General features: G+C 70.3%; 23 protein-coding genes, 5 tRNA genes and 1 pseudogene. 11 read left to right on the top strand and 18 right to left on the bottom strand.

The window, feature by feature from the left end:
- Positions 1 to 2 precede the first annotated feature (2 nt).
- A complete protein-coding gene (locus tag C1N81_RS17115; protein WP_394430031.1) occupies positions 3 to 1,025 on the bottom strand; it encodes an NAD(P)H-dependent glycerol-3-phosphate dehydrogenase in 1,023 nt (340 codons plus the stop codon).
- Positions 1,022 to 1,783 (bottom strand): lysophospholipid acyltransferase family protein, encoded by a 762-nt coding sequence (locus tag C1N81_RS17120; protein WP_394430033.1) that lies wholly within the window; start codon positions 1,781 to 1,783, stop codon positions 1,022 to 1,024. The genes C1N81_RS17115 and C1N81_RS17120 overlap by 4 nt, the downstream gene beginning before the upstream one ends.
- A 135-nt stretch (positions 1,784 to 1,918) precedes the next feature.
- On the opposite strand from C1N81_RS17120, the gene cofC reads away from it, so the two are divergent.
- Both cofC and C1N81_RS17130 read left to right on the top strand, forming a co-directional pair.
- Positions 1,919 to 2,563: a 2-phospho-L-lactate guanylyltransferase gene (gene cofC, locus C1N81_RS17125; protein WP_394430035.1), complete on the top strand. Its 645-nt coding sequence runs from the start codon at positions 1,919 to 1,921 to the stop codon at positions 2,561 to 2,563.
- A gap of 13 nt (positions 2,564 to 2,576) precedes the next feature.
- Positions 2,577 to 2,780, top strand: coding sequence for a hypothetical protein (locus C1N81_RS17130; protein ID WP_394430037.1), 204 nt, complete (start codon positions 2,577 to 2,579; stop codon positions 2,778 to 2,780).
- Between the two features lie 130 nt (positions 2,781 to 2,910).
- Here the strand turns inward: C1N81_RS17130 and C1N81_RS17135 are convergent, their stop codons facing one another.
- From C1N81_RS17135 to leuC, 4 genes are all read right to left on the bottom strand, one after another.
- Positions 2,911 to 3,618 (bottom strand): HU family DNA-binding protein, encoded by a 708-nt coding sequence (locus C1N81_RS17135; protein ID WP_394430039.1) that lies wholly within the window; start codon positions 3,616 to 3,618, stop codon positions 2,911 to 2,913.
- Positions 3,619 to 3,751: 133 nt separating this feature from the next.
- Positions 3,752 to 3,991 carry an SCO5555 family protein gene (locus C1N81_RS17140; RefSeq protein WP_394430041.1) on the bottom strand — a complete coding sequence of 80 codons (240 nt, stop codon included), beginning with the start codon at positions 3,989 to 3,991 and terminating at the stop codon, positions 3,752 to 3,754.
- A 319-nt stretch (positions 3,992 to 4,310) separates the two neighbouring features.
- Positions 4,311 to 4,904, bottom strand: coding sequence for a 3-isopropylmalate dehydratase small subunit (gene leuD, locus C1N81_RS17145; protein WP_394430043.1), 594 nt, complete (start codon positions 4,902 to 4,904; stop codon positions 4,311 to 4,313).
- A 6-nt stretch (positions 4,905 to 4,910) separates the two neighbouring features.
- A complete protein-coding gene (leuC, locus tag C1N81_RS17150) occupies positions 4,911 to 6,341 on the bottom strand; it encodes a 3-isopropylmalate dehydratase large subunit (RefSeq protein ID WP_394430045.1) in 1,431 nt (476 codons plus the stop codon).
- 186 nt (positions 6,342 to 6,527) lie between these two features.
- Here leuC and ndgR point away from each other — a divergent pair, with 186 nt between their 5' ends.
- Positions 6,528 to 7,244 carry an IclR family transcriptional regulator NdgR gene (gene ndgR / locus C1N81_RS17155; RefSeq protein ID WP_324767461.1) on the top strand — a complete coding sequence of 239 codons (717 nt, stop codon included), beginning with the start codon at positions 6,528 to 6,530 and terminating at the stop codon, positions 7,242 to 7,244.
- A gap of 179 nt (positions 7,245 to 7,423) precedes the next feature.
- On the opposite strand, the gene C1N81_RS17160 is transcribed toward ndgR, so the two are convergent.
- The 9 genes from C1N81_RS17160 to C1N81_RS17200 all read right to left on the bottom strand — a co-directional run bounded on the left by C1N81_RS17160 (position 7,424) and on the right by C1N81_RS17200 (position 11,430).
- Positions 7,424 to 7,496 (bottom strand) — tRNA-Glu (locus C1N81_RS17160).
- 41 nt (positions 7,497 to 7,537) lie between these two features.
- Positions 7,538 to 7,609, bottom strand: a tRNA-Gln gene (locus tag C1N81_RS17165).
- A 30-nt stretch (positions 7,610 to 7,639) separates the two neighbouring features.
- A tRNA-Glu gene (locus C1N81_RS17170) sits at positions 7,640 to 7,712 on the bottom strand.
- A gap of 62 nt (positions 7,713 to 7,774) precedes the next feature.
- Positions 7,775 to 7,847 (bottom strand) — tRNA-Glu (locus C1N81_RS17175).
- Between the two features lie 42 nt (positions 7,848 to 7,889).
- Positions 7,890 to 7,961 (bottom strand) — tRNA-Gln (locus C1N81_RS17180).
- Positions 7,962 to 8,049: 88 nt separating this feature from the next.
- On the bottom strand, positions 8,050 to 8,808 hold the full coding sequence (locus C1N81_RS17185) for an HAD family hydrolase (RefSeq protein WP_394430047.1): 759 nt from the start codon (positions 8,806 to 8,808) through the stop codon (positions 8,050 to 8,052).
- Between the two features lie 84 nt (positions 8,809 to 8,892).
- Positions 8,893 to 10,377, bottom strand: a complete 1,485-nt coding sequence (gene gltX / locus C1N81_RS17190; RefSeq protein ID WP_394430049.1) for a glutamate--tRNA ligase — start codon at positions 10,375 to 10,377, stop codon at positions 8,893 to 8,895.
- Positions 10,361 to 11,146 carry a fumarylacetoacetate hydrolase family protein gene (locus tag C1N81_RS17195; RefSeq protein WP_394430051.1) on the bottom strand — a complete coding sequence of 262 codons (786 nt, stop codon included), beginning with the start codon at positions 11,144 to 11,146 and terminating at the stop codon, positions 10,361 to 10,363. The genes gltX and C1N81_RS17195 overlap by 17 nt, the downstream gene beginning before the upstream one ends.
- Before the next feature lie 95 nt (positions 11,147 to 11,241).
- A complete protein-coding gene (locus C1N81_RS17200; RefSeq protein WP_394430053.1) occupies positions 11,242 to 11,430 on the bottom strand; it encodes a hypothetical protein in 189 nt (62 codons plus the stop codon).
- A gap of 570 nt (positions 11,431 to 12,000) precedes the next feature.
- On the opposite strand from C1N81_RS17200, the gene C1N81_RS17205 reads away from it, so the two are divergent.
- From C1N81_RS17205 to C1N81_RS17240, 8 genes and pseudogenes are all read left to right on the top strand, one after another.
- A complete protein-coding gene (locus C1N81_RS17205) occupies positions 12,001 to 15,819 on the top strand; it encodes a nitrate- and nitrite sensing domain-containing protein (protein ID WP_394430055.1) in 3,819 nt (1,272 codons plus the stop codon).
- 9 nt (positions 15,820 to 15,828) lie between these two features.
- Positions 15,829 to 16,242: a roadblock/LC7 domain-containing protein gene (locus tag C1N81_RS17210; protein WP_164305831.1), complete on the top strand. Its 414-nt coding sequence runs from the start codon at positions 15,829 to 15,831 to the stop codon at positions 16,240 to 16,242.
- A gap of 189 nt (positions 16,243 to 16,431) precedes the next feature.
- Entirely contained in the window at positions 16,432 to 16,845 is a 414-nt protein-coding gene (locus C1N81_RS17215) for a DUF742 domain-containing protein (RefSeq protein WP_361065160.1), read from the top strand.
- Complete coding sequence (locus C1N81_RS17220; RefSeq protein ID WP_324775236.1) at positions 16,826 to 17,416, top strand: GTP-binding protein; 591 nt, start codon at positions 16,826 to 16,828, stop codon at positions 17,414 to 17,416. Before C1N81_RS17215 ends, C1N81_RS17220 begins: the two co-directional genes overlap by 20 nt.
- Positions 17,417 to 17,800: 384 nt before the next feature.
- A pseudogene (locus C1N81_RS17225) lies at positions 17,801 to 21,138 on the top strand (nitrate- and nitrite sensing domain-containing protein).
- A gap of 10 nt (positions 21,139 to 21,148) precedes the next feature.
- Positions 21,149 to 21,562, top strand: coding sequence for a roadblock/LC7 domain-containing protein (locus tag C1N81_RS17230; protein WP_026057603.1), 414 nt, complete (start codon positions 21,149 to 21,151; stop codon positions 21,560 to 21,562).
- A gap of 94 nt (positions 21,563 to 21,656) precedes the next feature.
- Positions 21,657 to 22,238 (top strand): DUF742 domain-containing protein, encoded by a 582-nt coding sequence (locus tag C1N81_RS17235; protein WP_394430058.1) that lies wholly within the window; start codon positions 21,657 to 21,659, stop codon positions 22,236 to 22,238.
- Complete coding sequence (locus tag C1N81_RS17240) at positions 22,219 to 22,809, top strand: GTP-binding protein (protein WP_324775244.1); 591 nt, start codon at positions 22,219 to 22,221, stop codon at positions 22,807 to 22,809. Before C1N81_RS17235 ends, C1N81_RS17240 begins: the two co-directional genes overlap by 20 nt.
- A gap of 77 nt (positions 22,810 to 22,886) precedes the next feature.
- On the opposite strand, the gene C1N81_RS17245 is transcribed toward C1N81_RS17240, so the two are convergent.
- The 3 genes from C1N81_RS17245 to eno form a co-directional block, all read right to left on the bottom strand.
- Positions 22,887 to 23,078 (bottom strand): acyl-CoA carboxylase subunit epsilon, encoded by a 192-nt coding sequence (locus C1N81_RS17245; protein ID WP_394430060.1) that lies wholly within the window; start codon positions 23,076 to 23,078, stop codon positions 22,887 to 22,889.
- Positions 23,079 to 23,105: 27 nt separating this feature from the next.
- Positions 23,106 to 24,701 carry an acyl-CoA carboxylase subunit beta gene (locus C1N81_RS17250; RefSeq protein ID WP_394430062.1) on the bottom strand — a complete coding sequence of 532 codons (1,596 nt, stop codon included), beginning with the start codon at positions 24,699 to 24,701 and terminating at the stop codon, positions 23,106 to 23,108.
- Between the two features lie 180 nt (positions 24,702 to 24,881).
- A complete protein-coding gene (gene eno / locus C1N81_RS17255) occupies positions 24,882 to 26,159 on the bottom strand; it encodes a phosphopyruvate hydratase (protein WP_394430064.1) in 1,278 nt (425 codons plus the stop codon).
- Positions 26,160 to 26,273 lie beyond the last annotated feature (114 nt).

Consider the following 26,273-nt stretch of genomic DNA (forward strand, 5'->3'; position numbering starts at 1 on the left):
GGTCAGTGCCGCTCGGGCTTGGCCGAGCGCGACATCAGCTCCTTCACGGCGACGACCGGCGGCTTCCCCTCGTGGACGATGCCGACGACCGTTTCCGTGATGGGCATGTCGACGCCGTGGCGGCGCCCCAGGTCGAGCACGGACTCGCAGGACTTGACGCCCTCGGCGGTCTGCTTGGTGACGGCGATGGTCTCGGCCAGCGTCATGCCCTTGCCGAGGTTGGTGCCGAAGGTGTGGTTGCGCGACAGCGGCGAGGAGCACGTGGCGACGAGGTCGCCGAGGCCCGCGAGCCCGGAGAAGGTCAGCGGGTCGGCGCCCATCGCGAGCCCGAGCCGGGTCGTCTCGGCGAGGCCGCGCGTGATGAGCGAGCCCTTGGTGTTGTCGCCGAGGCCCATGCCGTCCGCGATGCCGACGGCGAGCCCGATGACGTTCTTGACGGCGCCGCCGAGTTCGCAGCCGACCACGTCGGTGTTGGTGTACGGCCTGAAGTACGGGGTGTGGCAGGCGACTTGGAGGCGCTGGGCGACGGCCTCGTCCCGGCAGGCGACGACCGCGGCGGCGGGCTGCCGGGCGGCGATCTCGCGTGCGAGGTTCGGGCCGGTGACGATCGCGACGCGGTCGGCGCCGGCCTTCGTGACGTCCTCGATGACCTCGCTCATCCGCATGGCCGAACCTAGTTCGACGCCCTTCATCAGCGACACGAGCACGGTGTCGGGGGCCAGCCGCGGCGCCCATGCGGCGAGGTTGTCGCGCAGGGTCTGCGAGGGCACGGCGAGGACGGTGAAGTCGGCGCCGTCCGCGGCCTCGGCCACGTCGGTCGTCGCCCGTACGGTCGTGGGCAGCTCGACGCCGGGCAAATAATCGGGGTTCACGTGCGTCGAGTTGATCGCCTCGGCGAGTTCGGCGCGGCGGCCCCAGAGCGTCACCTCGCACCCCGCGTCGGCGAGGACCATGGCGAACGCGGTGCCCCATGATCCGGTCCCGAAGACTGCGACCTTGGCTGCGGCCTTCACGGGTCGGCTCACTTGCTCTCCTCCGAACTGCCGCTCTGCGCACGCGACTTGCGGCGCTGCTCCAACCGGGCCTCGCGCGGGTCGTAACGCTTCTGCGGGGCCGGTTCGCCGCGCAGCTCCGCCACCAGCGTGGTGATCTCGCCCATGATGACCTCGGTGGCCTCCTTGAGCAGCTCCGGCGTCATCTCCTTGTCGTAGAACCGCGACAGGTCGACGGGCTCACCGGCGAGGACATGGTGTGTCTTGCGCGGGAAGAAATGCGGCTTCTTCGCATAGGGCGCGAGTGCGTCGGTGGCGCCCCATTGGCCGACGGGAATGACCGGGCACCGCGTCTGGAGCGCGACCCGGGCGACACCGGTCTTACCGGTCATGGGCCACAGTTCGGGGTCCCGGGTAAGCGTTCCTTCTGGATAGAAGGCGACGCACTCGCCACGCTCCACGGCGTCGATCGCGGCGCGGAAGGCGCTCAGCGCGTTCGTCGACTCGCGATAGACCGGAATCTGTCCGGTGCCGCGCATCGCGGCACCGACGAAGCCCTTCCGGAAGAGGCCGTGCTTGGCGAGGAAACGCGGGACTCGTCCGGTGTTGTACTGATAGTGGGCGTAGAGGAACGGGTCCAGATGCGAATTGTGGTTCACCGCGGTGATAAAGCCACCATGGGCAGGAATGTTCTCCATTCCGCGCCAGTCCCGCTTGAACAGAACCACCAGGGGCGGTTTGCACAGGACCGCTGCGAAGCGGTACCAGAAGCCGATTCTGCGGCGGGACACTCGGACACCTTCCTCTAGGACCTGGCGGGTGGGCCCCGTCGGGCCGCACAAGTGTCGCCCCAGGCCACCGGTCTGTCGAGAACACCGTACGCCCGCCCGAACCGGCTCACCTCATGCACAGGTCACAATAGGGGCGTGCAGTGGACCCTGGTGATACCGCTGAAACCGCTGGTGCGGGCCAAGAGCAGGCTGGCGCCCGCGGCCGGCGGGCTGCGTCCGGGCCTCGCGCTTGCGTTCGCACAGGACACCGTGGCCGCCGCGGCCGCCTGTGCGGCGGTGGGCGATGTGGTGGTCGTCACGGACGATGTCCGCGCCGCGCGCGAACTGGGCGCTCTCGGCGCCCGTATCGTTCCCGACACGCCGCAGGCAGGTCTCAATGCGGCGCTCGCCCATGGCGCCCAGTACGTACGGGCCGCGCGTCCCGCCGCGCCGGTGGCGGCACTCAACGCGGATCTCCCTGCGCTGCGCCCCACGGAATTGGCCCGCGTTCTCGGCGCGGCCACCGCATTTCCCCGGGCATTCCTGCCCGACGCCGCCGGAATCGGCACGACACTCTTGTCCGCGGCACCCGGCGCGGAATTGGTCCCCGCATTCGGCGCGGCTTCCCGTGCCCGGCACACCGCGTCGGGCGCGGCGGAACTCCCGCTCGCCGGTGTCGACTCCGTGCGCCAGGACGTGGACACCGGCGACGATCTGCGCGTGGCGCTCGCGCTCGGGGTGGGCCCGTACACCGCGCGGGCCACGGCAGGACTGCTGTCCCTGGACTCGGCGCAGGACTGAGTACGCTGCCCGTATGCAGGCCACCGCGTACACGTACGACCCCGATTCCCGCTCCGGCAGCGTCCTCCTGGACGACGGCACGCCGCTGCCGTTCGACACCGCCGCCTTCGACGCGGGGGGCCTGCGGCTGCTGCGGCCGGGGCAGCGGGTACGGATCGAGGTCCAGGACGCGGGCGAGGCACGCCGGATCACGCTGGTGACCTTGCAGACCTTCTGAGCAGGCCCGGAGCGGGGCGCCGCGGATCTCCTGAACCGGCTGCTCACACAGCGGGGTCAGGACACGCCGCGGGCCGGGCTCCCCGAAGGGAGCCCGGCCCGGCGCGTGAGCAGCCTTGTGGCGTGTGCCCTTACTTCTTGCGGGCGGTGGCCTTCTTGGCGGTCGTCGTCTTGCGAGCCGTCGACTTCTTGGCGGGCGCCTTCTTGGCCGTGGTCTTCTTGGCGGGAGCCGTCTTGGCCGGGGTCGCCTTCTTGGCCGTGGTCTTCTGCGCCGTGGCCTTCTTGGCGGGGGACGCCTTCTTCGCGGCGGCGGCGGTGGACTTCGTCGCCGTCGTCTTCTTCGCGGGGGACGCCTTCTTGGCGGCGGCGGTGGTCTTCTTCGCCGTCGCCGTCGTCTTCTTCGCGGTGGACTTCTTCGCCGCCGGCGTGGCCTTCTTCGCGGTGGCGGTGGCCTTCTTGGCGGTCGTCTTCTTGGCCGCCGCCTTCTTGACGGTCGCCGAAGCGAGGCCGGTCAGGCTGCCCTTGGGCGCCTTCTTGACCGCGACGTCGTTCTTGGGGAGCTTCTTCGAGCCCGCGACGAGGTCCTTGAAGCCCTGGCCCGCGCGGAAGCGCGGCACGGACGTCTTCTTGACCCGGACACGCTCGCCGGTCTGCGGGTTGCGGGCGTAACGGGCCGGACGGTCCACCTTCTCGAACGAACCGAAGCCGGTGACCGAGACACGGTCGCCGTTGACCGTGGCACGGACAATGGCGTCGAGTACCGCGTCGACGGCGTCGGCGGCCTGCTGACGGCCACCGACCTTGTCGGCAATCGCTTCTACGAGCTGCGCCTTGTTCACGTCTTCCCCTTCGGAGACATTGCCGGAACGAATCTCTTTCGCCCCCGGCTTTTTCGCACGTTAGGCAGATATATACCGCAAATCAAACACGAAACGGGCTAATCACCCTTGTGCCGCAACGAACTCGGCCGTCTCAGAGTTCCTCTTCCGTGCCGGAGCCCTCTTCGAAGTCGTCGAGGTCCGCACCGAATCGCTCCAGACGTCTGGCCGCGCCGGCCAGATCGTGTTTGGCCGCGGCCGTAATGGCCAGCAGCTTCCGGGTCAGCGCCATCCGTACGCCCTCCGGGACTTGCAGTGCGCGCACTCGGGCGTGCGCTTCCTTGAGTTGGTTCGCGACCGCCGCGTACAGCTGGAGTTGGCCGTCGTGTTCCATGCACAGATTGTGCCATCTGGGGCGAGTTGTCGCCTCCGCAGGGGGTAACTCCCGCCCCACAAGCGCCTCCTGAGCCCGTACGCGGCGCGCTCGTCCGGAGCAGCACCGAATCTCGCGTACCCCGGTAACACCCCTGGTAACCAGGGGAGTTGACAGCCGGGAAGGGGCTTCCCCGCAGGCCCCGTGGAGGCGGTCGGGCCCGGACACAGAAGTACCCCCAACCGGTGCACGATTGGGGGTACGGGGCCTGTGGAAGTGGCCTGAATGAGCCTTGCCCGGAGGCCGACTCGGGGGGTCGGCCGGCCTCCTGGACCGGGGCTCAGACCTGGACGGTCCGCGGCTTGAACGACGGGCGCTTCGCCTCGTAGGCGGCGATGTCGTCCTCGTTGCTCAGCGTGATGCTGATGTCGTCGAGCCCGTTGAGGAGACGCCAGCGGGAGTTCTCGTCGAGCTCGAAGGAGGCGGTGACGCCCTCGGCGCGGACCTCGCGCTTCTCCAGGTCGACCGTCACCTCGGCCTGCGGGTCCTTCTCCACCAGCTCCTGGAGCGACTCCACGACCTTCTGGTCGAGGACCACGGTCAGCAGGCCGTTCTTGAGCGAGTTGCCGCGGAAGATGTCGGCGAAGCGGGAGGAGATGACGGTCTTGAAGCCGTAGTTCTGCAGCGCCCACACGGCGTGCTCACGGGAGGATCCGGTACCGAAGTCCGGGCCCGCGACCAGCACCGTGGCGCCCGCGCGCTCCGGTTTGTTGAGCACGAACTCGGGGTCCTTGCGCCAGGCCTCGAACAGCCCGTCCTCGAACCCGTCCCGGGTCACCTTCTTGAGCCAGTGGGCGGGGATGATCTGGTCGGTGTCGACATTGCTGCGGCGCAGCGGGACGGCCCGGCCGGTGTGCGTGGTGAATGCTTCCATGGCTGATCAGACTCCAGCGGGCGTACGGGCGTCGGCGTCGGACAGGTCGGCCGGCGAGGCCAGGTGGCCGAGGACGGCGGTGGCGGCGGCGACCTGGGGCGAGACCAGGTGGGTGCGGCCACCCTTGCCCTGGCGGCCCTCGAAGTTGCGGTTGGAGGTGGACGCGGAGCGCTCGCCGGGGGCGAGTTGGTCCGGGTTCATGCCGAGGCACATCGAGCAGCCCGCGTGCCGCCACTCGGCGCCGGCCTCCTTGAAGACCTTGTCCAGGCCCTCGGAGACGGCCTGCAGGCCGACCCGCGCGGAGCCGGGCACGACCAGCATGCGCACGCCGTCGGCGACTTTGCGGCCCTCGACGAGGGCCGCGGCGGCGCGCAGGTCCTCGATGCGGCCGTTGGTGCACGAGCCGACGAAGACGGTGTCGACCTTGATGTCGCGCAGCGCCTGCCCGGCGGTCAGACCCATGTACTCCAGGGCCTTCTCGGCGGCGAAGCGCTCCGAAGCGTCTTCGTACGAGGCCGGGTCGGGGACGTTGGCCGAAAGCGGGGCGCCCTGGCCGGGGTTGGTGCCCCAGGTGACGAACGGGGACAGCTCGTCGGCCTTGATGAAGACCTCGGCGTCGAAGACCGCGTCGTCGTCGCTGCGCAGCGTCTTCCAGTACGCGACCGCGGCGTCCCACTCCTCGCCCTGCGGGGCGTGGGCGCGGCCTTCGAGGTAGTCGAAGGTGGTGGCGTCGGGGGCGATCATGCCCGCGCGGGCGCCGGCCTCGATCGACATGTTGCAGATGGTCATGCGGGCCTCCATCGAGAGCTTCTCGATGGCGGAGCCGCGGTACTCGATGATGTAGCCCTGACCGCCGCCGGTGCCGATCTTGGCGATGATCGCCAGGATCAGGTCCTTGGCCGTGACGCCCTCGGGCAGTTCGCCGTCGACCGTGATCGCCATGGTCTTCGGGCGGGCCATCGGCAGCGTCTGCGTGGCGAGCACGTGCTCGACCTGCGAGGTGCCGATGCCGAACGCCAGTGCGCCGAAGGCGCCGTGCGTGGAGGTGTGCGAGTCGCCGCAGACCACGGTCGTACCGGGCTGAGTCAGGCCCAGCTGCGGTCCCACCACGTGGACGACGCCCTGCTCGACGTCGCCCAGCGAGTGCAGGCGTACGCCGAAGTCGGCGCAGTTCTTGCGCAGCGTCTCCAGCTGGGCGCGCGAGACCGGGTCGGCGATCGGCTTGTCGATGTCGAGGGTCGGGGTGTTGTGATCCTCGGTGGCGATGGTGAGATCGAGGCGGCGCACCTGGCGCCCGGCCTGCCGGAGGCCGTCGAACGCCTGCGGGCTGGTCACCTCGTGCAGCAGGTGCAGATCGATGAAGAGGAGGTCGGGCTCGCCCTCGGCGCGCCGGACGACGTGGTCGTCCCAGACCTTCTCCGCGAGTGTCCTACCCATCGCTTTCCCTTCGGCCGGCCGGTCGCACCGGCCCCACTAGAGAGTTCGGATCGCCGTCGCTCGTACCCCTCGTACCGGACGTCGGCTGCCGGGTCCGTTGGTCCACGGACCGGCGTCCGTACAGAGTGGCAAGTTCCACGGATATTTGAACTTGCGTTTCACAGAGTGAGACGGGAGTATCGACGCATGGACAACAGTAGCGGCGTCGGCGTTCTGGACAAGGCAGCCCTTGTCCTGGGCGCCCTGGAGTCCGGGCCCGCGACTCTCGCAGGACTAGTAGCGGCCACCGGACTGGCAAGACCGACGGCCCACCGCCTGGCGGTGGCCCTGGAACACCACCGCATGGTGGCGCGGGACATGCAGGGCAGGTTCATCCTCGGCCCGCGTCTCGCGGAGCTCTCGGCGGCGGCCGGCGAGGACCGCCTGCTCGCGACCGCGGGCCCGGTGCTCACGCACCTGCGGGACGTCACGGGCGAGAGCGCGCAGCTCTACCGCCGCCAGGGCGACATGCGCATCTGCGTCGCCGCGGCGGAGCGCCTGTCCGGGCTGCGGGACACGGTCCCGGTCGGCTCGACGCTGACGATGAAGGCCGGTTCGTCCGCGCAGATCCTGATGGCCTGGGAGGAGCCGGAGCGCCTGCACCGCGGCCTCCAGGGCGCCCGCTTCACGGCGACGGCCCTGTCGGGTGTGCGCCGCAGGGGCTGGGCCCAGTCGATCGGCGAGCGGGAGCCGGGCGTCGCGTCCGTCTCCGCGCCCGTGCGCGGCCCGTCGAACCGCGTGGTGGCCGCCGTCTCGGTCTCCGGCCCCATCGAGCGTCTGACCCGGCACCCGGGCCGGATGCACGCCCAGGCCGTCATCGACGCCGCGGGCCGCCTCTCCGAGGCCCTGCGCCGCACCGGCTGAGAACAACTCGCCCGCATTCACCTGCCCGTTCCGGCCGGTCGCTCCAACGCCGCAGCGACCGGCCGGAGTTGTGTCCCGGCCCGCCCGCGGCACGCAGCTGCCGTACGCACCTGCCGTACACACCTGTCGTACACACGCGAAGAGGCCCTCCCCGCGATGGGAAGGGCCTCTTCGTTCTGTACCCCCGACCGGATTCGAACCGGCGCTACCGCCTTGAGAGGGCGGCGTGCTAGGCCGCTACACAACGGGGGCCTTGCGGATCGGAATCCGCGGTTGCAGATGAGCTCTGCGAGCTGGCCTACCAGGACTCGAACCTAGAATGACGGTACCAGAAACCGTAGTGTTGCCAATTACACCATAGGCCATAGTGGTCCAGACCACTGAGGTCCGAACAGTACCCCCGACCGGATTCGAACCGGCGCTACCGCCTTGAGAGGGCGGCGTGCTAGGCCGCTACACAACGGGGGCCCTAGCGATCCTGCATCAAGGTCGGTGGGAGCTACCCGTGCCGTCCTCGTGGGAAGGATCTGTACCCCCGACCGGATTCGAACCGGCGCTACTGCCTTGAGAGGGCAGCGTGCTAGGCCGCTACACAACGGGGGCTTTGTGGATCTGGAATCCACGGTTGCAGATGAGCTCTGCGAGCTGGCCTACCAGGACTCGAACCTAGACTAACGGAACCAGAAACCGTCGTGCTGCCAATTACACCATAGGCCACCGGAACGCCAATCCCGTCGGGACCTTCGCTCGGCTTGCGCTTCCGGGGCCAGCCTTTCGGCTCGCTCCCCTCGGCGCAGGAAGAACATTACCCGAAGGTCTCCGGCGCTCCAAAACGGGTATCGCGGGCCAGCAGCGGCGGCAGCTGGTCGAGGCTCGTGATGCGGACGAGCTCAGGGCGCCCGCCGATCCCGGTGCGGTCCAGCCAGATGCCGGTCAGCCCCGCCTCGACGGCTCCGCGTGCGTCGGTGTCCGGCTGGTCGCCCACGTACGCGACCTCGTGCGGGGCGAGGCCCAGCGCGTCGCAGACGGCGTGGAACGCGGCGGCGTCGGGTTTGGCGACGCCCAGTTCGGCCGCGCACAGCAGGGCCTCGAAGCGGTCGCGTACACCGAGGACGCGGAGTTTGCGCTCCTGGTTGTGGAGCGAGGAGTTGGAGAGCACCGCGTGCCGGTGCGTGCGCGCGAGGGCGTCCAGAACGGGCACGGTGTCCGGGAACAGCGCCCAGGCGGCCTCGTAGTGGCCGAGGTAGCGGGTGAACCAGGCGTCGGCCGCCGCGTCGTCGAGCACCTGCCCCACGAAGGCCCTGACCCGGTCCCTGCGCTGGCTCTCCCAGTCGGTCTCCCCCGCCTCGAAGCGGGCCCAGTGTTCGCGGGTCAGCGCCTTCCAGCGGACGAGCGCCTGCTCGGCGGTGCCGAAGCTGTCGAGCAGACCCTCGGCGGTGAGGTGGGCACGCAAACCGGCGGTGTCGGCGGTGGCGTAGTCGAAGAGGGTGTCGTCGATGTCCCAGACGATGGCTTTCACGGGCTGCGAGCGCGTCGTGGTCCTGGCGGCTTCGTGCGGCGGCATGTCATGACCGTAACGCCGGACGGCCCGGTCGACGGGGTGTTCTCCGTCGACCGGGCCGTCCGGTGCGTGGTGCCGCGCGCGGGGTCAGGCCGCGAGCTTCGCCAGGGCCGCGTCGATGCGGGTCAGCGTCTTCTCCTTGCCCAGGATCTCCAGGGACTCGAAGAGCGGGAGGCCGACCGTGCGGCCGGTGACCGCGACGCGGACCGGGGCCTGCGCCTTGCCGAGCTTGAGGCCGTGGGCCTCGCCCGCCGCAAGGACCGCTTCCTTGAGGGACTCCGGGGACGTCCAGTCCGCGGCCTGGAGCTTCTCGCGGGCCGTGACGAGGAGGGCGTCGGAGCCCTCCTTCATGGCCTTGGCCCAGCTCGCCTCGTCGTAGACCGGCTCGTCGAGGAAGAGGAAGTCGACGTTGTCGGTGATCTCGGAGAGGACCTTGACGCGGGTCTGGGCGTGCGGGGCGATCGCCGCCCACTTCGCCTCGTCGAACTGCTCCGGCGCCCACGGGGCGTACGGGGGCTTCAGCCAGGGCTCGCAGCGGGCCGCGAAGTCCTTCGGGTCGAGCAGGCGGATGTGGTCGCCGTTGATCGACTCGCACTTCTTGAGGTCGAAGCGGGCCGGGTTCGGCTGCACGTCGGCGATGTCGAAGGCGGCCACCATCTCCTCGATCGAGAAGATGTCGCGGTCGGCCGAGAGCGACCAGCCGAGCAGCGAGAGGTAGTTGAGCAGGCCCTCGGGGAGGAAGCCGCGCTCGCGGTAGAGGTTCAGCGAGGACTGCGGGTCGCGCTTGCTGAGCTTCTTGTTGCCCTCGCCCATGACGTACGGCAGGTGCCCGAAGAGCGGGGTCTGCTTGGCGATGCCGAGGTCCTTGAGCGCCGCGTACAGGGCGATCTGGCGCGGGGTGGAGGAGAGCAGGTCCTCGCCGCGCAGGACGTGGGTGATCTCCATCAGCGCGTCGTCGACCGGGTTGACCAGCGTGTACAGCGGGGCGCCGTTGGCGCGGACGATGCCGTAGTCCGGCACGTTCTCCGGCTCGTACGTGATGTCGCCGCGGACCAGGTCCGTGAAGGTGATCGTCTCGTCGGGCATCCGGAAGCGGACGATGGGCTTGCGGCCCTCCGCCTCGTACGCCTCCTTCTGCTCGGCGGTCAGCTCGCGGCAGTGGCCGTCGTAGCCGGACGGCTTGCCGGCGGCGCGGGCCGCGTCGCGGCGGGCGTCCAGCTCCTCCGTGGAGCAGTAGCAGTAGTAGGCGCGGCCGGCGTCGAGGAGCTTCTGCGCGACGTCCTTGTAGAGGTCCATGCGCTGCGACTGCCGGTACGGGGCGTGCGGGCCGCCGACCTCGGGGCCCTCGTCCCAGTCGAAGCCGAGCCAGCGCATCGAGTCGAGGAGCTGCTCGTAGGACTCCTCGCTGTCGCGGGCCGCGTCGGTGTCCTCGATGCGGAAGACGAGGGTGCCCTGGTGGTGGCGCGCGAAGGCCCAGTTGAACAGGGCCGTGCGGACCAGGCCCACGTGGGGGTTGCCGGTCGGGGAAGGACAGAAACGGACGCGTACGGGTGCGCTAGCCACGCTTGACAACCTTGTTGGTGAGAGTGCCGATGCCTTCGATGCTGACGGCGACCTCGTCGCCCACCGCCAGGGGGCCGACCCCTTCCGGGGTGCCCGTGAGGATGACGTCGCCGGGAAGCAGCGTCATGGCCTCGGAGATGTTGGCGATCAGGTCCGGGATGGACGTGATCATCTGGGACGTGGAGCCGAGCTGGCGCTGCTGCCCGTTGACCGTGCACTGGATGCCGAGGTCGGAGGCGGCGGCCACGTCCAGGTCCGTCTCCACCCAGGGGCCGAGCGGGCAGGAGGTGTCGAAGCCCTTGGCGCGGGCCCACTGCTTCTCGCGCTTCTGGACGTCGCGGGCGGTCACGTCGTTGGCGGCGGTGTAGCCGAGGATCACGTCGTTGACGCGCTCGGCCGGGACCTCGCGGCACATGCGGCCGATGACGACGGCCAGCTCCGCCTCGTGGTGCAGCTCCTGCGAGAACGAGGGGTACTGGATCTCGTCGCCGGGGCCGATCACGGACGTCGACGGCTTGAAGAAGGCGAAGGGGGTGTCCGGGACCTCGTTGCCCAGCTCCTTCGCGTGCTCCGCGTAGTTGCGGCCGAAGGCGATCACCTTGTTGGGGAGCACGGGCGGCAGCAGCCGGACCTTGCTCAGCGGGACCTTGGTGCCGGAGAGCTCGAAGTCCGCGAAGGGGATGCCCTTGATGATGTCGAGGACGAGCTCGTCTGGCTTGTCGCCCTCGACCGCGCCGAAGGCGACGTTCCCGTCGATGGAGAATCTGGCGATGCGCACGGGTGGCTGCGCCCCTCATTCTTGCGTTGGGCCCGGGTGGGATGTGACCTGCCCAGGCTAACGCGCGCGCCCTTGCCCCGGCTTCTCCGTGAGCGTTACGCCACGGTCTGCGACTGCGGCATCTCCATGAGGATCGTGCGCTTCGGGTTGGCGGTGTTCGTCGGCAGCTCGACGGCGTGCTCCGGCAGGTGCGGCGCGGCCTGGATCTCCTCGGCGTCCTTGAGGTGGGCGAGGGTGGTGCGCCGCGGGTTGGCGAGGTTCAGGAACATCGTCTTCGTCTTCATGGCTGCGCTCGTGCACCTTTGTGTCGTCGCGGTTGTCGGTCGGTTCGTCCGTGTAAAGCGTCAGGCTAAACATCTGATTCCCGCCGAAAGCCGGGAAGTTGTGATCGTCCGCGTGTGAGTTTGCTCACGAAGAGACCCCCAAAAGGGGCACTTCGGGCTCACTTTCGAGCGCGAGGAAACGGACATTGCGCCACTGAAGCCACCATTCCGCTCCCGATCATGGCGACTGGGACACCCCCCACCCGTACGGATAACCTCCATGAATGCCCGGTTTCCCCTAGATCACTTTCTACGGCTCGTGACCCTCCCCTCACGCCCCGTCACAGCCGGTGCGGCGAATCCCTCGGGCCTTGTTGGAGATCCTGCACTGTGCTGAAATTCCCGGGACCGCCGCGGACTGCGCCGGCGCACGGGGGCGCGACTTCAGCGCCGAGCGGCGGCGGCGGAGGGGGAGCCGACGCCGGTCACTCACGACCAACAGGGGGGCGTTCAGGTCGCCCCTCGAACTACGCCGACACCGCTTCACCCGCTCATGCGGGCGGGGCGCCTGGTCCAGAGGTTGCGACGCTAGTGCAGGGACGTAAGAACAGGGATGGCAGCGCTGCGGCGGAGCCGGAGCCGCGCGGCGGGACCGGCCCGATAACAGGCGGCTCCCAGCCCCCGCACGCCCAGAACCCGGGGCGCACCGCGTCCGTCGACGCCGGGGAGCGCGACGGGCGCTCCACGACGCCCGGCGCCGCCGCGCCCGAGCCGGCCCCCGCCAAGCCGAAGGGCCCGACCGGCCCCGGCCCCCGGGTCGCCCTGCGCAACTGGCGCATCTCGACCCGTCTGGTCGCCCTGCTCACGCTCCCCGTGGTCGCCGCCACCTCCCTCGGCGCCCTGCGGATCGCGGAGTCCCTGGACGACATCCAGCAGCTCGACAACATGAAGCTGCTGACCGAGATGACGAAGCAGGCCACCGACCTGGCCTCGGCGCTCCAGGAGGAGCGCGACCAGTCGGCGGGCCCGCTGTCCAACGACCCCAAGGCGACCGGCGACTTCAGCATCAAGGCGGCGCGCGACAAGACCGACCGCGCCAGCGCCACGTTCCTCGAAGGGACGTACAGCGTCGAGGACGACGACGGTTCCAAGCTGAAGGGCGTCCACGACCACGTCGTGCAGATCGCCTCCCAGCTGGGCACCATCAAGTCGGTCCGTGAGGACGCCTTCGTCAAGGGCTCGACCTCGTCGCAGACCATCGAGGCGTACAGCCGCATCATCGAGAACCTGCTGTCGCTCTCCACCGACATGGCGCAGGCGACCAGCAACCCGGAGATGATCGAGCGCACGCGTTCGCTCGCCGCGTTCTCCAACGCCAAGGAGTACGCCTCCGAGCAGCGCGCCATCATCGCCGCGGCCCTGCCGCCGAACAGCTCCCAGTTCGGCAAGCTCTCCGAGTCCGACCGGCAGTACGGCCTCGCCGCCGCCGACAACCTCGGCAACGCGCTCGACACCTTCCGCAACGTCTACGGGAGCGACGCGGCCAGCCTGCTCAAGCCGCTGACGGACAACAACGCCACCATCAAGGCGGCCGACACCTACGCGGACCGGGTCCTGGGCAAGCCGGACGGCATCAGGTCCCAGGACAAGCGCTCCTACAAGGACTGGGTCGACGCGGACAGCTCCCGGATCCAGGAGATGTCCAAGATCGAGCTGACGCTGCTCAACCAGATGGAGCAGCAGGCCCGTGAGCTGCGCAACTCCTCCGAGCAGTCCGCCATCGTCAACGGTGCGCTGATCCTGGTCGTGCTCGGCGTCTCCCTCGTCGGCGCGTTCGTCGTGGCCCGCTCCATGATCCGCTCGCTGCGCCGGCTCCAGGACACCGCGACCAAGGTCGCCAAGGACCGCCTGCCCGAGCTGGTCAAGCAGCTCTCCGAGTCCGACCCGCAGGACGTCGACACGTCCGTGGAGTCGGTCGGTGTGCACTCCCGGGACGAGATCGGCCAGGTGGCCGCGGCCTTCGACGACGTGCACCGCGAGGCCGTCCGCCTCGCCGCCGAGCAGGCCCTCCTGCGGGGCAACGTCAACGCGATGTTCACCAACCTCTCGCGCCGTTCCCAGGGCCTCATCCAGCGCCAGCTCTCGCTCATCTCCGAGCTGGAGTCCCGCGAGGCCGACCCCGACCAGCTCTCCTCGCTGTTCAAGCTCGACCACCTCGCGACCCGCATGCGCCGTAACGGCGAGAACCTCCTCGTCCTCGCCGGTGAGGAGCCGGGCCGCCGCTGGACCCGCCCCGTGCCGCTGGTCGACGTGCTGCGCGCCGCCGCCTCCGAGGTGGAGCAGTACGAGCGCATCGAGCTGGCCTCGGTGCCGACCACCGAGGTCGCGGGCCGCGTCGTCAACGACCTCGTGCACCTCCTCGCCGAGCTGCTCGAGAACGCGACCTCGTTCTCCTCGCCGCAGACCAAGGTGAAGGTGACCGGTCACGCGCTGCCCGACGGCCGCGTCCTCATCGAGATCCACGACACCGGCATCGGCCTCTCCCCCGAGGACCTCGCCGCGATCAACGAGCGGCTCGCCGCGCCGCCCACCGTCGACGTCTCCGTCTCCCGCCGCATGGGTCTGTTCGTGGTCGGCCGTCTGTCGCAGCGCCACGGCATCCGCATCCAGCTCCGGCCGTCCGACTCCGGTGGTACGACCGCGCTTGTCATGCTGCCCGTGGACGTCGCCCAGGGCGGCAAGAAGCTGCCCGGCCAGGGTGGTCCCGGCGGTGGCGGTCCCGCCGCCGCGCAGGCCGCGGCCGGTGCCTCCGCCGCGCGTCGCGGTGTCGCCCCCGGCGGCGCGGGCAACGGTGCCGCGGGTCGTCTCAACGCCGGTCCTGGCGCCGCGCGCCCGCAGGTCGGCGCCGGTGCCGGTGGCCCCCGTGCGGCGCTGCCCGGCCGGGACGGCGCCCCGGGTCCGCAGGGTCCGCAGAACCCGCAGGGCCAGGGCCCCCGTGGGCCGCAGGGCCCCCGCGATGCCGTGCCGCAGGGTCAGCAGGGTCAGTTGGGGCAGCAGGGTCAGCCCCGCGGCCCGCAGAACCCGCAGGCTCCTCTCGCCCCGCAGGGTCCGCAGAACCCGCAGGCGCCCCAGCGGCAGCAGCCCCCGCTGCCCGCGCGCGCCCAGCGCGGCCCGCAGAACCCGCAGAACGCACCGGCTCCGCAGGCGCCGGCCGGTACCGGCGCCAGTGTCTTCGGACAGGGCCCGGTCCCGCCGCAGCAGCGCACCCACAACGACCCGGCCGAGCAGCAGCAGGGCGGCCGCCGCCGTCCGGTGCTGCCCCCGCGCGGCGGCCCGCGTGCCGAGCTGCCGGGCGGCAACCCGCAGCCCCGCGTGCCGAGCTGGAGCGACGAGAACGCCCAGCCGCGGCTCGACGCGCCGCGCCAGCACGACGAGCCGGACTCGACGGCCCGCTACCCCCGGGTCCAGGACACGCACCAGGGCCCGGCCGCCACGGCCGAGTTCGCCCGTCCCGACTTCGACGCGCCGCGCCCCGCGGACCAGGACAGCGGCCAGTTCGTCCGCTCCGACGTCTTCGGCGGCATACCGAACGGCATACCCGGCCGGCCGGACCCGTCGGACACGGGCCAGTACGAGCGGCCGCAGGACCCTGCCGTCACCGGCCAGTTCGAGCAGTACGCGCCGCAGCAGAACCACGCGGACACGGGCCAGTACGAGCAGCAGCGCTACGAGCAGCAGCAGAGCCCGGCCGACACCGGCCAGTACGAGCAGTACCAGGCCCCGGCGCAGCAGGACCCGTACCCGTACGAGCGTCCCGCGGCGCAGCCGCAGCAGCAGGAGTACCTGCCGCCGGCCACCGGTCCCGGCGACGGCCGCACCCCGCTGTACGACACGCTTGAGACGAACTGGTTCCACGGTCAGCAGAGCCAGGGCAACCAGGGCGGTCAGGGCGGTCAGAACAACCACCAGGGCCAGGCCCCGGGTCCGCAGCAGGCGCAGCCCGCTCCGCAGGGACGTTCCCTTCCGCAGCGCGGTCTCCCGCAGCGTCCGCAGGCGCAGAACGGCACGGCCCACCAGGCGCCCTTGGCCCCCGACGCCGGCCAGAACCAGTCCAACTGGCGGCAGTCCCCGAACGACGAGCTGATGCGTCAGGCCGAGCGGGTGCGCAAGCCCGCCGCGGGCGGCGTCACCGTCTCGGGTCTGCCGCGCCGTGTGCCGCGGGCGAACCTCGTGGCGGGCACGGCTCAGGAACAGCAGCAGAACCAGACCGGCCCGCAGGTCTCACGCGCACCCGACGAGGTGCGGGGACGGCTGACCAATCTCCGTAGGGGCATCCAGCAGGGCCGGCAGGCCGGTAACTCCGGCCAGACCGGCAGCTTCCTCCGCCCCACTCACCAGCAGGAGCGTTAGTTGAGCCAGATGAGCCAGGCGGCACAGAACCTGAACTGGTTGATCACCAACTTCGTGGACAACACACCGGGGGTCTCCCACACGGTCGTGGTGTCCGCGGACGGTCTGCTGCTCGCGATGTCCGAGGGCTTTCCGCGCGACCGCGCGGACCAGCTGGCGGCCGTGGCGTCGGGTCTGACCTCGCTGACGGCGGGGGCCTCGAGAATCTTCGAGGGCGGCCCGGTCAATCAGACCGTCGTGGAGATGGAGCGCGGCTTCCTCTTCATCATGTCCGTGTCCGACGGATCGTCGCTGGCCGTGCTCGCGCACCCGGACTGCGACATCGGCCTCGTCGGGTACGAGATGGCGCTCCTCGTCGACCGGGCGGGCGCCGTGCTCACCCCGGATCTGCGCGCAGAGCTGCAGGGCAGTCTTCTGCACTGACCCGACCGGGGTGACGGCCGGTAACCCCGGCCACACCAGAAGTCTGGTGCACCACCGGCCCCGGAGACCAGAGAAGTCACGTAATCCCCTTCCGATCTGCGTCCTGTCACCGTAAGGCCGTCACAATCCCCCCACCGGCCCACCCTCAGACGGCAGGCCTCGAGGCCCGTCGTCCCGCCCGGAGGATCCATGACCCCGCCCACCGCTCCTCACGATCCGTACGGCAGCGCTGCCGCGCAGGCCGCCTACGGTTTTGAGGGCGACCAGCCGCTGGTCCGCCCGTACGCGATGACCGGCGGCCGGACCCGGCCGCGCTACCAGCTCGCCATAGAGGCGCTCGTCAGCACGACCGCCGACCCGGCCGCCCTGGTGACGCTGCTCCCCGAGCACCAGCGCATCTGCCACCTGTGCCGCGAGGTGAAGTCGGTGGCCGAGGTGTCGGCCCTGCTGTCGATGCCGCTCGGGGTGGCCCGGATCCTCGTCGCGGACCTGGCCGAGGCCGGGCTCGTCGCGATCCACCAGCCCGGCGGCGACGAGAACAACGGCGGTGCGCCGGACGTGACTCTGCTCGAAAGGGTTCTCAGTGGACTTCGCAAGCTCTGACGGCGCCACCGGGGCGGCGCCCCGGTCGACGACCTCGGCCAAGATCGTGGTGGCCGGTGGCTTCGGCGTCGGCAAGACCACGTTCGTGGGAGCGGTCTCCGAGATCAACCCGCTGCGCACCGAGGCCGTGATGACCTCGGCGAGCGCCGGGATCGACGACCTCACCCACACCGGGGACAAGACGACCACGACGGTCGCCATGGACTTCGGCCGCATCACACTCGACCAGGACCTGATCCTGTACCTGTTCGGCACGCCCGGCCAGGACCGCTTCTGGTTCATGTGGGACGACCTGGTGCGCGGCGCGATCGGCGCCGTCGTCCTCGTCGACACCCGCCGCCTCGCCGACTGCTTCCCCGCCGTCGACTACTTCGAGAACTCGGGGCTGCCGTTCGTCGTCGCCCTCAACGGGTTCGACGGGCACCAGCCGTACAACCCCGAGGAAGTGCGCGAGGCGCTGCAGATCGGGCCCGACACCCCGATCATCACGACGGACGCCCGGCACCGCGCCGATGCGAAGAGTGCGCTGATCACGCTGGTGGAGCACGCGCTGATGGCCCGTCTGAAGTAGCCGGCCGAGCGGCCTGGAACAGTCGGAAGTCGGCCATCAAGTGGCCGGAACCGTACGGCAGTTGTCGCAGTGATTTCAGCGGCCCCTGTGGCGTTTGACACGCGGGGCCGCTGTGTTCATAACGTTTCGACAGAGAATTCCATGGGCGTAGACACACGTCGCGCACACCTGGTTCCACTGTGCGCACAAGAGCCCCGCCTTTTGGCGGGGCTCGCTCTTTATGACCGTTTTATGTGGGGCATACATCACGGGGAGCTTCCGCTTCCGACTGTTTGGAGGTGCGCCTCCTGACGTGCTGGAATGCGCTGAACTGCCCAGTAAGAACGGGCCTGAAGACACACCGCGGCACAACGTAGGTGCCGACGCCGAGAGGTTGTTGGTCGAGTGAGGCGAAGCAAGAAAAGTCCCGAGCCGCAGTCGGCGCGGGGCAACTTCACCCCGCCGCCGCGCACAGCGGCGCAGGCCGCACCGGCCGAGACGGCGGCGCCCCAGCCGTCGGGCGGCCGCTTGTCGCCGCGCAACTGGCGTGTGCCCACCAAGCTGAACGCCATTCTCCTCGTACCCGTCCTCGTCGGCCTGGTCATGGGCGGCTTCCAGGTGAAGAACTCCATCGACACCTGGCACGAGGCGGAGGACGCCGAAGCCACCGCACGCCTCGTGCAGGCGTCGCTGACCTACGGCAACCGGCTCGTCGAGGAGCGCGACATCTCCGCCGCGCCCCTGCTCCAGGGCAAGAAGAACGACCCCACGGTCGTCAAGGCGCGCGCGGCGACGGACGCCGCCGCCGGGGAGTTCCACACCGCGGCGAAGAACATGCCGCACAAGGAGGGCCTGGAGCGCCGCCTCGCGCAGTTCACCAAGGTCGAGGGCGGCCTGGACCAGCTGCGTGCCGCGTCCTACACCGCCAAGCTCCCGGGCGTCGCGACCGAAGAGGGCTACGTCGCCATCCAGCACCCGCTGATGGAGTTCGCCAACGAGCTGGGTCTCGGCACCGGCAACATCACCAGCTACGGCCGTACGGTCTACGCGATCTCGCTCACCAAGGCGGCGCTCTCCCTGGAGCGCTCCATCGGTATGCACCTCCTGATCAAGCCCGGTGTCTCCTCGGAGAGCTTCGCCAAGCAGCGCACCGCGCTCGGCAGCTACGCCTACCTCGAGAACATCGCCGTCGAGGAGTACAAGGGCGGCGGTACGCCCGAGGACCTCAAGAAGCTCGAGGACGCGGCCGAGAAGCTGAAGACCGACGGCGCCAAGCAGGCCGCCGCGGCCAAGGCGAAGGACCCGGACTACATCCCGCCGCCGGCCGAGACGACCGACATGGTCGCCGCCATCGTGGGGATGCCCAGCACCCAGCCCAGCGCCCGCGTCGCCCTCGCCGAGAAGGGCGTGACCGCCGAGAACTGGTGGGCGGTGAACACCGCCAAGTTCGACATGTACCGCACCATCGAGTCGGACCTCGCCGACAAGGCCGTGACCGAGGCGTCCGGCATCGCCGAGGACGCCAAGCAGCAGGCGGTCGTCATCGGTGCCGCCGTCGTCGTCGCTCTGCTCGCCGCGTTCATCCTCGCCGGGATGATGGCCCGCCAGATGTCCCGCTCGATGCGCCGTCTGCGCTCCGCCGCGTTCGACGTGGCCGAGCAGCGCCTGCCGATGCTGGTCGACCAGCTCTCGCGCACCGAGCCCGGCCGGGTCGACACCCGCGTCCAGCCGATCCCGATCAACACCCGTGACGAGATCGGCGAGGTCGCCCGCGCCTTCGACCAGGTCCACCGCGAGGCCGTCCGGCTCGCCGCCGAGCAGGCCCTCCTGCGGGGCAACATCAACGCGATCTTCACCAACCTGTCGCGCCGCAACCAGTCGCTGATCGAGGGCCAGCTGACCCTCATCACCGACCTGGAGAACAACGAGGCCGACCCGGACCAGCTGGAGAACCTCTTCCGCCTGGACCACCTCGCGACCCGTATGCGCCGCAACGGCGAGAACCTCCTGGTCCTCGCCGGCGAGGAGCCCGGCCGCCGCTGGGACCAGCCGGTCCCTCTCGTCGACGTCCTGCGCGCCGCCTCCTCCGAGGTGGAGCAGTACGAGCGCATCGAGCTGTCCGGCGTGCCCGAGGCCGACATCCACGGCCGCGCGGTCACCGACCTCGTGCACGCGCTCGCCGAGCTCCTGGAGAACGCCACGACGTTCTCCTCGCCGCAGACCAAGGTCCGCGTCACCGCGACCCGTCTGCCCGACGGCCGCATCATGATCGAGATCCACGACAAGGGCATCGGCCTCACCGCCGAGGACTTCGCGGACATCAACCACAAGCTGGCCAACCCGCCGACCGTGGACGCCGCGATCTCCCAGCGCATGGGCCTGTTCGTGGTCGGCCGCCTCGCCGACCGGCACGGCATCCGCGTCCAGCTGCGCCCCTCGGGCGAGCAGGCCGGCACGACCTCGCTCGTCATGCTCCCGGAGGGCATCACCCACGGCGGTGGCGGCGGCCAGGGCGGCAACGCGACCGACTTCGACGAGTTCACCGTCTCGACGATGATCCCGCAGCAGGAGCAGCAACAGCAGCAGTCGTTCGAGAAGGCGCCGCTGCGCACCGCGGCCGAACTCGGCTTCGACGACAGCCGCTACGAGGTGCCGGACGACGCCCGCGACCTGGACCCGGTCGGCCGCTCCCTGATGCGCGAGGAGCGCCGTGCGGCCCTGGAGGCGCAGACCCAGGGCCAGGAAGCGGCGGACGACCGTCCGCTCTTCCGCGACGAGGTCCCCCCGACGCGGCCCCACCCGGCCCAGCAGGAGCAGTCCTCCTACCCGGACCAGTCGGCGTACGACGGTCAGCAGCTCGGTTACGACCCGCAGCAGCAGATCTCCTACGACGATCAGGGTCAGGGTGTCTACGGCGATCAGCAGCAGGTTTCCTACGACACCCCGCAGCAGACCGGGTACGACGCCTTCGCCCCCGCACAGCCGTCCTACGACCAGGGCGGGCAGGGGGTGTACGGCTCCGACCCCACCTCGCCGGACGGCTATGCGGAAGCCGGCACGGACGGCTATGCGGAAGCCGGCGCGGACGCCTACACCGCCTATCCGGAGCGCGGTCAGCACGACGACTGGCCAGCACGGGACGGCTATCAGGGCGACTTCGGCCCGTCGTACGCGGCCGATGCGGAATCCGCGCAGGCCGCTGACGCGGCGGACCGGGACAGCGTAGGCTTCGGCCCGGGCACCACCGCCGGATCAGGACCGGCGGCCGGTCCCTCCCCCTCCGTCACGCACGAGGTAACGGACGCCGGACTGCCGCGCCGCGGCGCCGGCGCCCTCCAGCGCCAGGACCCCGCGCAGGAGACCCCCGCGGCGGCCGGCTCCGACGGGACGGCCGACTGGCGCTCGGCCAACGACGAGCGGTGGGGGCGCGCGGAGCGGCTCAAGCAGCCCAAGGCGGGCGGCGTCACCGCTTCCGGACTGCCGCGCCGGGTGCCCAAGGCCAACTTGATCGAGGGTGCCGCGGAGTCCACGCCGCAGGGCGGCCCGCAGATATCCCGCGCCCCGGAGGACGTCCGGGGCCGGCTGAGCAATCTGCGGCGCGGCGTGCAGCGTGGGCGCAGTGAAGGCAGTAGTGAGCAGCAGTGACCGGAGCGACCGTAGTGGTAGTGACGGCAGTGACGAAGAACGGCCAGGACAGCGGGTTTCCCGGTGGCCCTGACAGCACCTACATCCAGGAGCGTTAGTGTGAGCCCGATGAGCCAGGCGGCACAGAACCTGAACTGGTTGATCACCAACTTCGTGGACAACACCCCCGGGGTGTCCCACACGGTGGTGGTCTCCGCCGACGGACTCCTTCTGGCGATGTCCGAAGGGTTCCCCCGCGACCGCGCCGACCAGCTGGCGGCCGTCGCGTCGGGACTGACCTCGCTGACCGCGGGCGCGTCCCGGATCTTCGAGGGCGGCGCGGTGAACCAGACCGTTGTGGAGATGGAGCGAGGATTCCTCTTCATCATGTCCATCTCCGACGGTTCTTCCCTTGCCGTCCTTGCACACCCCGAAGCGGACATTGGCCTCGTCGGGTACGAGATGGCACTTCTTGTCGACCGTGCGGGCACGGTTCTCACCCCGGACCTGCGGGCGGAGCTTCAGGGAAGCCTTCTCAACTAACAGACAGGCGGTGCGTTTCCGCGTCCCGTGGCCGTAAAGTTTCGGGACGCGGCTCCACAGTGATGGTGCCCAGCGCAGTCGGAGGAGGAAGTACGTGTCTGGTTCAGCAACACCCCCGAGCGGTTCATCGGCGCACTGGCCGCCCTACGGCCCCGCACAGGGCCAGGGTCAGCCGGGCGCGCATGACGGTTCGCGGAACCGGTACAACTTCCCTTCCACGCCGAGCCATGCCCGGCCCCGGCAGCCCGGACCCTACGACCAGCCGCCGGCACCCCGTATCCAGCCTGTGCAGCCGCAGCCGCGTCCCGACGCGAGCCCCGCGCCCGCTGCGAAGAACAATCCCCTGGTGCGCCCGTACGCCATGACGGGCGGTCGTACCAGGCCGCGCTACCAGCTCGCCATCGAGGCGCTGGTGCACACCACCGCGCAGCCGCACCAGTTGCAGGGCCAACTGCCCGAGCACCAGCGGATCTGCCAGCTCTGCCGGGAGATCAAGTCGGTGGCCGAGATCTCGGCCCTGCTCACCATCCCTCTCGGCGTGGCCAGGATTCTCGTCGCCGACTTGGCGGAGGCGGGCCTGGTCGCCATCCATCAGCCCGGCGGCGACGAGAGTGCCGGCGGTCAGCCAGACGTGACATTGCTCGAAAGGGTGCTCAGTGGACTTCGCAAGCTCTAGCGGAGGGCCGGCAACTCCAAGTCGTTCCACCACGTCCGCGAAGATCGTGGTGGCCGGCGGGTTCGGCGTCGGCAAGACGACGTTCGTCGGCGCCGTGTCGGAGATCAACCCGCTGCGCACCGAGGCCGTCATGACGTCCGCCTCCGCGGGCATCGACGACCTCACCCACACCGGGGACAAGACGACCACGACGGTCGCCATGGACTTCGGCCGCATCACGCTCGACCAGGACCTGATCCTGTACCTGTTCGGCACGCCCGGCCAGGACCGCTTCTGGTTCATGTGGGACGACCTGGTGCGCGGCGCGATCGGCGCCGTCGTCCTCGTCGACACCCGCCGCCTCGCCGACTGCTTCCCCGCCGTCGACTACTTCGAGAACTCGGGCCTCCCCTTCGTCATCGCCCTCAACGGCTTCGACGGCAACCAGCCCTACGGCCCCGACGAGGTCCGCGAGGCGCTGCAGATCGGCCCGGACACCCCGATCATCACGACGGACGCCCGTCACCGCGCGGACGCGAAGTCCTCGCTGATCACGCTGGTGGAGCACGCGCTGATGGCGCGCCTGCGCTAGCCGCCCACCGGCACAACGGCCGCGGCCCCGCCCTCCGGAAGGAGGACGGGGCCGCGGCCGTTCGTCGTGGTGCGGGCTCAGCGCCAGCTGTGCGGGGCGCGGAAGCCGGGCTCGCGCTCCAGACGGCGCCAGCCGGCGCGGTTCTGGCGGACGCGGTGGGCGGGGGCGGCCGGCTGGGCGGCGGCGCGGGCGAGGAGGATCGCGGTGATGGCGGCGACTTCCTCGGGCTCGGCGTGGCCCTTCTCGACACGGATGTCAGCGTGGGACATGGGCGGGTCTCCTACGGGTGGGTGCCGCTACTGCGGCGGGTTGCCGTGCTTGCGGGAGGGCAGGTCGGCGTGCTTGGTGCGGAGCATCGCCAGGGACTTGATCAGTACCTCGCGGGTCTCCGCCGGGTCGATGACGTCGTCGACCAGGCCGCGCTCGGCCGCGTAGTAGGGGTGCATCAGCTCGGACTTGTACTCCTTGACCATGCGGGCGCGCATGGCCTCGGGGTCCTCGGCGTCGGCGATCTGGCGGCGGAAGATGACGTTGGCGGCGCCTTCCGCTCCCATCACCGCGATCTCGTTGGTCGGCCAGGCGTAGGTGAGGTCCGCACCGATGGACTGGGAGTCCATGACGATGTAAGCACCGCCGTACGCCTTGCGCAGGATGAGCGAGATGCGCGGGACGGTGGCGTTGCAGTACGCGTAGAGCAGCTTGGCGCCGTGGCGGATGATGCCCCCGTGCTCCTGGTCGACGCCGGGCAGGAAGCCGGGGACGTCGAGGAGGGTGACGATCGGGATGTTGAAGGCGTCGCACATCTGGACGAAGCGCGCGGCCTTCTCCGAGGCCTCGATGTCGAGGACACCGGCGAGGGCCTGGGGCTGGTTGGCGACGATGCCGACGACCTGGCCATCGAGGCGGGCCAGGGCGCAGATGATGTTGCGGGCCCAGCGCTCGTGGATCTCCAGGTAGTCGCCGTCGTCGACGAGCTCCTCGATGACCTTGGTCATGTCGTAGGGGCGGTTGCCGTCGGCCGGGACCAGGTCCAGGAGGACGTCGCCGCGGCGGTCCGCGGGGTCGTCGGAGGGGGTCGTGGGCGGGTTCTCGCGGTTGTTCTGCGGCAGCATCGACAGGAGGTAGCGCACCTCGGCGATGCAGGTCTCCTCGTCGTCGTAGGCGAAGTGACAGACGCCGGAGGTCTCCGCGTGGACGTCGGCGCCACCGAGCCCGTTCTGCGTGATGTTCTCGCCGGTGACCGCCTTGACGACGTCCGGGCCCGTGATGAACATCTGCGAGGTCTCGCGGACCATGAAGACGAAGTCGGTGAGGGCGGGGCTGTAGGCCGCGCCGCCCGCGCACGGGCCGAGCATCACGCTGATCTGCGGGATGACGCCGGACGCCTTGGTGTTGCGCTGGAAGATGCCGCCGTACCCGGCGAGCGCCGAGACGCCCTCCTGGATACGGGCGCCCGCGCCGTCGTTCAGGGAGACCAGCGGGGCACCGGCCGCGATGGCCATGTCCATGATCTTGTGGATCTTCGTGGCGTGGGCCTCGCCCAGGGCGCCGCCGAAGATCCGGAAGTCGTGCGCGTAGACGAAGACCGTGCGGCCCTCGACCGTGCCCCAGCCGGTGATGACACCGTCGGTGTAGGGCTTCTTGGCCTCCAGGCCGAAACCGACCGCGCGGTGCCGGCGGAGCTGCTCGACCTCGTTGAACGACCCCTCGTCAAGCAGCAGCTCGATGCGCTCGCGCGCGGTCAGCTTGCCCTTGGCGTGCTGGGCCTCGGTCGCCCGGTCGCTCGGTCCGCGCAGGGCCTGCTGACGGATCTCGTGCAGCTCGGCCACGCGCCCGCGGGCGTCGGTGGGCTCGTCCCCGGGGGCGGAGGCGGTGTCGTCCAAAACGGTCATGTAGTGACCATACGAAGCCGACCAAGGAAAACGGGCCGTCGACTTCGCACAGTCTCCGGCTCGTTTTCCTGGTAGCCCTGAACAGAACCGGCGTCTCATGCAGCCGAAGTTACTGCTCAGGCCCCTCTCCGCTTGTCGGGGTCGGACAAAGGCGGACGGCGGCGAAGGGTGAGAGGCCCGTCACACGAGCGTCGGCGCGTAGACGGCCGCGGCGCCCAGCTCCTCCTCGATCCGGATGAGCCGGTTGTACTTGGCGGTGCGGTCGGAGCGGGACAGGGAGCCCGTCTTGATCTGGCCGCAGCCGGTGGCGACGGCGAGGTCCGCGATGGTCGTGTCCTCGGTCTCGCCGGAGCGGTGCGAGATGACGACCGCCCAGCCGGCCCGGCGCGCGGCGTCGACGGTGCCGAGCGCCTCGGTCAGCGTACCGATCTGGTTGACCTTGACCAGGACCGCGTTGCCGACGCCGGTCCGGATGCCCTCCCTGACCAGCGCTTCGTTGGTGCAGAAGACGTCGTCGCCGGTGAGCTGGCAGCGGTCGCCGACGCGGGCGGTCAGCTCGCGCCAGCCGTCGAGGTCGGTCTCGGCCATCGGGTCCTCGACGGAGAGGACGGGGTAGGCGTCGATGAGCTTGGCGAGGTAGTCGACCTGTTCGGCGGAGGTGCGGCGGACGCCTTCGCCCGTGTACGTGTAGACGCCGTCGCGGTGGAACTCCGAGGACGCGGGGTCCATGACGAGGCCGATGTCGGCGCCGGGCCGGTAGCCGGTGCGTTCGATGGCGGCCATGACGAAGTCGAGCGCTTCCTCGGCCGTGCGCAGCGCGGGCGCGAATCCGCCCTCGTCCCCTACGCCGGTGGAGTGTCCGGCGGCGAGCAGGTCGCGGCGCAGGGTGTGGAAGACCTCGGAGCCCATCCGGACGGCTTCGGCGAAGGTCGCGGCGCCGACCGGCGCGATCATGAACTCCTGGAAGTCCAGCGGATTGTCGGCGTGGGCGCCGCCGTTGACGATGTTCATCATCGGCATGGGCAGGGTGCGGGCGTCGGCGCCGCCGAGGTAGCGGTACAGGGGCAGGCGGTGCGCGGCGGCGGCCGCCTTGGCAGTGGCGAGCGAGACGCCGAGCAGGGCGTTGGCGCCGAGCCGGGACTTGGCGGGGGTGCCGTCGAGCGCGGTCAGGGCGGTGTCGAGACCGGCCTGGTCGGCGGCGTCGCGGCCGATGACGGCCGCCGCGATCTCGCCCTTCACATGGCCGACGGCGCGGTCGACACCCTTGCCGTGCCAGCGCGCGGGGTCGCCGTCGCGCAGTTCGACGGCTTCGCGGGCGCCGGTGGAGGCGCCGGAGGGGACGGCGGCGCTGCCCAGGGACCCGTCGGCGAGGACGACGTCGACCTCGACGGTGGGGTTGCCGCGGCTGTCGAGCACGGGGCGGGCGGTGACGGAGCGGATGGTGGTGGCGTCGGTCATAGGAGTTCCCTCCCTTGTCGCGGGCCGGGCCCCGGCTGCGACGACGCTGGCGCTGAGCCCGACGGTCAGTAACTCTACAGCAATGCTGTTCAGTTGTGCTGTTCAGATTGGCTG

This window comes from Streptomyces sp. SGAir0957, from assembly GCF_043523415.1.